Genomic DNA, 5,981 nt, shown 5'->3' with positions numbered 1-5,981 from the left:
ACACCTTCGCCCGCATGAAGACCTGGAAGATCCTCCGCGACTGCCGCCTCAAAGGCGACGGCGTCCACCACGCCATGCTCGGCATCGCCCGCCTCCACAACCTCACCCTCGCCGGTTGACGAAGAACTGGCAGGTCAACCAACACGTCGTAGATCATTTACGGGACAAGCCTTAGTCAGCCCCTCCCGCACAGCGGGGGAACCTCACATGCACAGAACAGCCGTACCCCGGCCCTCCGGCTGACTGAGCATCATGCTGCTCTGTCTGAGCAGGTCGTCCTGGCCGCTCTACGGCGGGGTCAGCACGTACAGCTGCCGCCGACTGCCGTCGACCTGGGCGGGGTTTGGGCCATGACGTTCTCTCCGGATGGCCTTCTCCTGGCTACCGGACACGGCGCGAAAGCGGTGCAGCTGTGGGACACCGTCGAACAGCGCAGGGCAGGGCCGGCACTCTTCGGACACACCGAGCGGGTGCTGAGCGTGGCCTTCTCTCCCGACGGCCGGCTCTTGGCAACAGGAAGCGAGGACGGAACCGCCCGGCTGTGGGACGTGGACAGCCGGACCCTCATCACAGAATCCCTCGACAGCGCCGGCGTCGTCGATAGTCTCCTCTTCGCCCCCGATGGCAACTCCCTCTACATCAAGGGGCGCACGATCCGCCGGTGGGACATCACCGACCCCCGCCAGCCACGCAAGGCGGAGAAGCACTTCGCCAACAACCTCAGCAGCGCACCAGTCCTTTCCACCGACGGCCTGCTGATCACCGGTCACGTTGGAGGCATCGCCCAGCTCTGGGAGGCACAGGAGCAGACAAGGATTGACGCACCCTTGCGCGGCCATGCATCGGACGTCACTGCCCTGGCTCTCGCACCGAGCGGCGACGTGCTCGCCGCTGGCAGCGACGACGTCCAGCTCTGGGACGTACGGACACGCCAGATGATCCACGAGCCTCTGGCGTGCTCGGGTGACATGGTCACAGAGATGGCGTTCTCCAGAGACGGGCGCACCCTCGTAGCCATCAGCGGTGACCGGATATCCGAGGATCCGGAGGAACCGGACTTCAGCTTCAACATCTGGGAAACAACTACCTGGACCAAGCTACCCAGCCCGCACATCGGCCACAGCGGCCACGTGACGGCATCAGCGTTCTCACCGGACAGCAGGCTCTTCGCCACGGGCGGCATAGACGGCCAATTGCGAATCCGCACCCTGCCTACGGCAATGTCGGGTGAGCGGCCGGTGCCGTGATCGGCTCAGAGCGACCCGCAAGAAAGAAAGCCCAGGTCAAACCCAATATTGGCATCCAGCACACGCCAGTACAGATGGTCAGCAGGGTCGTCGCTGAGCGTTCCACCGGCTGCGATGTAGTGATCCGCGAGTTGCATGCCGACGGGCACTCCGTGCAGCAGCACAAGCGCAGTGGAGCAGTGGGCCACGTCCAGGTCACCTCGCGAGCGTCGGCGAGCCAGGCGGCGACCTTCTGCGGCAGACACATAAGAGGCGGTCTCGTCCGCCGCCTTGCCCGTATTCCGGTGTGCGCGGCGGCTGTTCCTTGTGGGGCAAACGACCGGCACACTCAGCGACCGGGCCGGGCTAATGCGCCGAGATCCGACCCGCAGGGGGCCGATGTGAGCGATGAATCCGTCCGGCACCTCCTCCAGACCAGCTGGCAGGACGCGGGCGCTGAAGCCGGGCCGTGCAGAATGGTGGAGTTGGATGCGGACGAGGCACTGAGGCTGATGGACAGTATCCAGCTGGGCCGGGTCGTGTTCACCCGGCACGGCGCTGCCGGCCATCCGTCCGGTCAACCACATCGTGTTCGGTGGCGACATCATCGTGCGTACCCACCGGGGGGCTGCGCTGGCTGCACATGTTCGTGACACCGACACAGGCACCGTGGTCCTTTACGAAGCCTACGTCATCGAAATTTCTGCCCGAAATTCATTTTCCCTGTGCCCTCTTGAGATGTCTGGCGCACCACCCATGCGAGACGCCATTGGGAGGGATCACCGCCGATTGTGAACATAAGCGGGAAAGCCTGGCGTTCACTCCAGCGCGAGAGGATGCTGCCAAACAGCGAACCCGCACACCGACGGAATCTTCTCCGGCCCGCGGGTTCCAGGGGGTAGAAATGAGCCTGACCGAAGCAGAGAATATTTTCGCGGGACTGAACGAGCAGGGTTTGAATACGATTCTGAGCGCAGTATTCACAGCCCGGCCGCGGCAATTGAACTATCGCACCTCGCCGAGTGTCGCAGCCGTACCGGCCTCCGCCAGCAGTTGGACCACGTTGCCGACGATCGCCTTTCCCGGGGTGCCGGGCGGGATCGACTACGCCGTGCGCTTTTCCATTCCGCGGGTCGACTTCTTCCCGCAGACGCAGCCGTTGCCGCCGCCCCTGAACCTCGTGGCCGGGCAGTTCTCGCTGCAGACCGAGGTGGACCTCACCCTGTTGTGCTCGCGGTCCGCAGACCGGGAAGGGTCCGGGAAGCCGGTCGGCGTGCGGCTTGGCGTGGCGGCGACGGGACAGCCCGTGGTTCAGGTGACCGGCCCGGGAAAGGGAACTGTCTCGCTCGACCTGCTGGCCGTGGAAATCGTGGATATCACGCCCGACCCGCTCGAGTCATTGGTCGAGTGTCTCGTGCTCACCCTGCTGCGGGCCGTCCTCAGTTCGGTGGCTCTGCCGTTCGAATCGCTGCGCGCCGGCGCGTTCTCACTGAACCTGCTGCGCGGACCAGAAACCGAGGACGACCAACTCAAGCTGTATGGCGCGGCCGTCTAGCGGTGGCCTTCTTCGGAGGAAGCATGCCCGACATTCTCACCGCCGTCGACGAGACCGCGGCCAACGTCATCATGTCCAAGGAGATTTCGTCGCTCGCACCGCTGGCCGCCTCGCGGAACAGCACGTTCGGGCCGTTCTCCATCGAATGGGAGCTGAGTGCGTCCTTCTCACAAGGCACCATCGACATCATTCCGCCGCCGGCCGATGTGATCCGGATCGCCGGAGTGCGGCTCAGCTATCACGCCGAGCTGAAACTCACCCTCGACCTCGGCTTCCTCGACTTCTGTCTGCCCCAGGTGTGCGTGACGCTGCCGTTCATCGGCCGTGTCTGCACCCCTCGCGTCTGTCTGAGCTTCCCCACCATCGAGGTGCCGGTGTCGCATTCCAGCACCGTCGACTTCACCGCGGACGTACGGCCTTCGGTCACGCTCGCCGGGGACGAATGGAAGGTGGAGGCTGTCATCGTGGGCGTGCCCCAACTGGTCCTCGGCCCTGCGGCCACGGCCCTGCTCGGTGTGATCGGAGGGGCCGTGACCGCCGCGTTGCTCCTGGTCCCCGCCATCGGACCGTTGCTCGCCCTCGCCAGCGCCGTGATCTTAGCTTCTCTCACCGTGGCCAATCTGCTCGGTGTGCTAGGGGCGTTGCTCAACCCGCTGGTGGCGGGGCTCCGCATTCCGCTGTACAAGTCGCCGCGGCTGTTCGAGATCCTGCCGGCCTCCGGCCAGGACTCGGCCGTGTTCGTACGTCTCGACTCGGTGGTTGCCACACTCGACGACTCCGGCGGTGAGGACGAACTCGTCCTCGCCATCGACATCTCCTCGTGAGGAAGGACCGCTATGTCTGCGTTGGACAGCCGTGCTCTCACCAGTCTGGACTGCTTCGGACAGCGTTTCTCCAAGCCAGGACGGACTCGCTACACCGTGGGCGGCCCGCTGGCCGCCTGTGTGGAAACGGATGAACTGCCCTTCTCCATCACCGTGCAGCGGCCGGGCGACAACTCCGCCCAGCGCCAGCACGATGTCGAGGTGCGGCAAGTGCGGGGCGGATTCACCGTTGCCACCCCGCAGTTGGAGATCGCTGCCGGCGATGTGGTGATCTGGCATGCCGCGGCGGCCGACACCCCGCCGTACGGCGTGTGGGGCCTGGACGAGTCCGACGGCTCCTTCTCCAGTGCCGCGCTGCGCGACGCGGCCTTCTACGGCCATGTGTTCGGCGCCGCTGGTGAGTACGCGTGGCAGGATGCCAACGGGGGCACGGCCTGCGGCGTGGTCCGGGTGTGTGATGTCGATAGCCGGGACCGCAAGGCCTGCGAGAGGTGGCGCGAGGAGCTCAAACAGGGCTCCATCGTCACGGTGGAAGGCAGCAAGGTGGAGCCCGCCGAGCTGTCCGTCGTGGTTGGCCAGACTGTGCTGTTCGCGGTCGCCGGATCAGAAGGGCTCGCGATCACGGACACCTCGCTCATCAGGCTGTCGCAGTGAGCCCAGCAGCGTCCCAGCCGTCGGCCTGAACAGACGAGGCTATCTGTTAACTATCGCAACTGGGTGGGCAATTTCCGCGGTGAACAGCCGTTCACTACTTCAGATGCGAGGGTGACCTTCCTTGTCGACGGCGTGGCGCTGGCTCAGTTCTACGCCTCGCAAGCGCTGGGCAATCCGACTGAACGCATCTGGCGACTCTTCGACTTCGCCGTCGCCGCCGATGGCTCGGTGGCTCTTGCCCGTCTGCAGTTCGACGACCAGACCGCGGTACATGTGCGCAGTAGGGAGCGCTTCGTGTGGAGCCGGTCAGCGTGACGGTCTACCTCGGAACGGGTGATCGATGCGAGACACTTCGAGCACTGTCGTGCCGGACTCGTTCGAGCTACGAGGCCGGAGATTCAGCGGACTGGACATTTTGCCGCGAGAGGAGGTGATGCCTCTCTACAGCGACCTCGTGCGGTACGCCAACGCGTGCGGGTGTGGCGTCGGCGCTATCGGAGTGGCTCTGGCGGGCTGCCTTTACCTGCTGGGGCTGGCCTTGCTGCCGACGATCGCGGCTGGGGTTGTGGGCGGTGTAGCTGGCAAGTGCCTCGGCCTTTGGTGGGCGCACCGCCGCTTTGATGCGGTCGTCCGCAATATTGAGGAAGCCCTGCAGGCCCGGGAGGAAGGGTAGGCATCATGGCCGTGTCATGCCAGGAGCAGGCGGAGCGTGTCGAAGAGACAGTCCTGCAACCCGTCGATCATTGGGTAGACGGGCAGGAACAGAGGTGCCGGGACGAGCCTTGCAACTGGTGGACGTTATGTCTCAACAAGCTCTTCTGTTGGATCGTCGTCGTCCTGGTCAAGGTGTCACTGTGGATCACCACCATTGTGGTGCGCTGGGTGTACCGGACGGTGTGCGCGGTGGTCACCGTCGTCGTTGGCGTGGTCGCCCTTCTCTTCGGCAACAGCGACATACTCTTCCAGGCGCTGAAGGATCTTTGGACACTGGCCAAAGACGGCTTCTACTCGGCCATCGGAGCGGTAATCTTCGTCGCCCTCAGGATCGTTGACCTCGTACAGACCGTGCTCCGGATTCAGCCGGCGAAGCGCCGGTTGACGGAGGACGAGCGGAAGCTCCTCTGGCCGATCTTCCGAGACTCGCTGGCCTACGACGTCATCGAGCTTGTAGTGGGGCCAGCCGGCGTCCTCGGAATCTCCGGACGTCCCTTCACCATGGGATTCACGATCTACCTGCCTATGTACAGCGATCCGAAGTTGGTCCACGAGTGCGTGCACACATGGCAATTCCAGTTCAGTGGATTCCGGTATGTGGGAAACTCGGCCCTTCATCAACTTGACAGTATCGTCTTCAGCCCAAGCTACAATCCGTACAGTTGGCAGCCGCGCATGGGCGCCGGAGATTCCTGGTTCGCTCTGCCAAGCGTGGAAGCCCAGGCAAAGTTCATCGAGGACGTTTACACGGGCGGAATCTTCCATTCCTCAGGCCTGGAAGCTACGGACGACATAAGTCCGGGTGCATTCTTCCGTGAGGACGACTCAGGGGTGAATTCCTTTGTTGTAGGCGGCGTTCCGTATACGCAGCAAGCGAACGACGCGTGGCGCATCCTGCGCACGAGATAGCAGCCGGCCCACCCGGCTGAGCAGGTCACCGTTTGGGCGGTGGAGGGGCAAGGTGTCCAGGCGTCCGCTGCCTGGATTCCGGAGGCGGGTGCGGTGGGG

The 5,981-nt window shown here is 64.3% G+C and carries 8 protein-coding genes and 2 pseudogenes; 9 read left to right on the top strand and 1 reads right to left on the bottom strand.

Going from position 1 to position 5,981, the window contains the following annotated elements:
* Positions 1-119, top strand: a pseudogene (locus G6048_RS46310) (IS5/IS1182 family transposase); the annotation flags it as partial.
* 33 nt (positions 120-152) lie between these two features.
* Positions 153-1,247: a WD40 repeat domain-containing protein gene (locus tag G6048_RS46305; RefSeq protein ID WP_408056244.1), complete on the top strand. Its 1,095-nt coding sequence runs from the start codon at positions 153-155 to the stop codon at positions 1,245-1,247.
* Between the two features lie 50 nt (positions 1,248-1,297).
* On the opposite strand, the pseudogene G6048_RS46300 reads toward G6048_RS46305, so the two are convergent.
* Positions 1,298-1,444: pseudogene (locus tag G6048_RS46300) on the bottom strand (aminoglycoside phosphotransferase family protein); the annotation flags it as partial.
* A 370-nt stretch (positions 1,445-1,814) separates the two neighbouring features.
* Between G6048_RS46300 and G6048_RS51685 the strand changes: the two are divergent.
* From G6048_RS51685 to G6048_RS46265, 7 genes are all read left to right on the top strand, one after another.
* The gene (locus G6048_RS51685; RefSeq protein WP_328828978.1) at positions 1,815-2,021 is read left to right on the top strand and encodes a hypothetical protein; all 207 of its coding nucleotides are present in this window, start codon (positions 1,815-1,817) and stop codon (positions 2,019-2,021) included.
* Between the two features lie 109 nt (positions 2,022-2,130).
* Positions 2,131-2,781, top strand: coding sequence for a hypothetical protein (locus tag G6048_RS46290; protein ID WP_165345623.1), 651 nt, complete (start codon positions 2,131-2,133; stop codon positions 2,779-2,781).
* 23 nt (positions 2,782-2,804) lie between these two features.
* Positions 2,805-3,605, top strand: coding sequence for a hypothetical protein (locus G6048_RS46285; RefSeq protein ID WP_165345622.1), 801 nt, complete (start codon positions 2,805-2,807; stop codon positions 3,603-3,605).
* A 12-nt stretch (positions 3,606-3,617) separates the two neighbouring features.
* Positions 3,618-4,259, top strand: coding sequence for a cupredoxin domain-containing protein (locus G6048_RS46280; protein ID WP_165345621.1), 642 nt, complete (start codon positions 3,618-3,620; stop codon positions 4,257-4,259).
* Between the two features lie 63 nt (positions 4,260-4,322).
* Positions 4,323-4,574: a hypothetical protein gene (locus G6048_RS46275; RefSeq protein ID WP_165345620.1), complete on the top strand. Its 252-nt coding sequence runs from the start codon at positions 4,323-4,325 to the stop codon at positions 4,572-4,574.
* 118 nt (positions 4,575-4,692) lie between these two features.
* On the top strand, positions 4,693-4,932 hold the full coding sequence (locus G6048_RS46270) for a hypothetical protein (protein ID WP_165345619.1): 240 nt from the start codon (positions 4,693-4,695) through the stop codon (positions 4,930-4,932).
* Between the two features lie 5 nt (positions 4,933-4,937).
* Positions 4,938-5,882: a hypothetical protein gene (locus tag G6048_RS46265; RefSeq protein ID WP_165345618.1), complete on the top strand. Its 945-nt coding sequence runs from the start codon at positions 4,938-4,940 to the stop codon at positions 5,880-5,882.
* Positions 5,883-5,981: the final 99 nt, after the last annotated feature.

The organism is Streptomyces ureilyticus (genome assembly GCF_011045025.1).
Classification (GTDB): Bacteria; Actinomycetota; Actinomycetes; order Streptomycetales; family Streptomycetaceae; genus Streptomyces; species Streptomyces ureilyticus.
The sequence above is the reverse complement of the archived record's forward strand: the minus strand, read 5'-3'. Positions and strand labels throughout refer to the sequence as shown.

Bases quoted from the DNA above. Each gene is read 5' to 3' on its own strand.
- G6048_RS46290 (WP_165345623.1), top strand. From the start codon at position 2,131: ATGAGCCTGACCGAAGCAGAGAATATTTTCGCGGGACTGAACGAGCAG.
- G6048_RS46285 (WP_165345622.1), top strand. From the start codon at position 2,805: ATGCCCGACATTCTCACCGCCGTCGACGAGACCGCGGCCAACGTCATC.
- G6048_RS46280 (WP_165345621.1), top strand. From the start codon at position 3,618: ATGTCTGCGTTGGACAGCCGTGCTCTCACCAGTCTGGACTGCTTCGGA.
- G6048_RS46270 (WP_165345619.1), top strand. From the start codon at position 4,693: ATGCCTCTCTACAGCGACCTCGTGCGGTACGCCAACGCGTGCGGGTGT.
- G6048_RS46265 (WP_165345618.1), top strand. From the start codon at position 4,938: ATGGCCGTGTCATGCCAGGAGCAGGCGGAGCGTGTCGAAGAGACAGTC.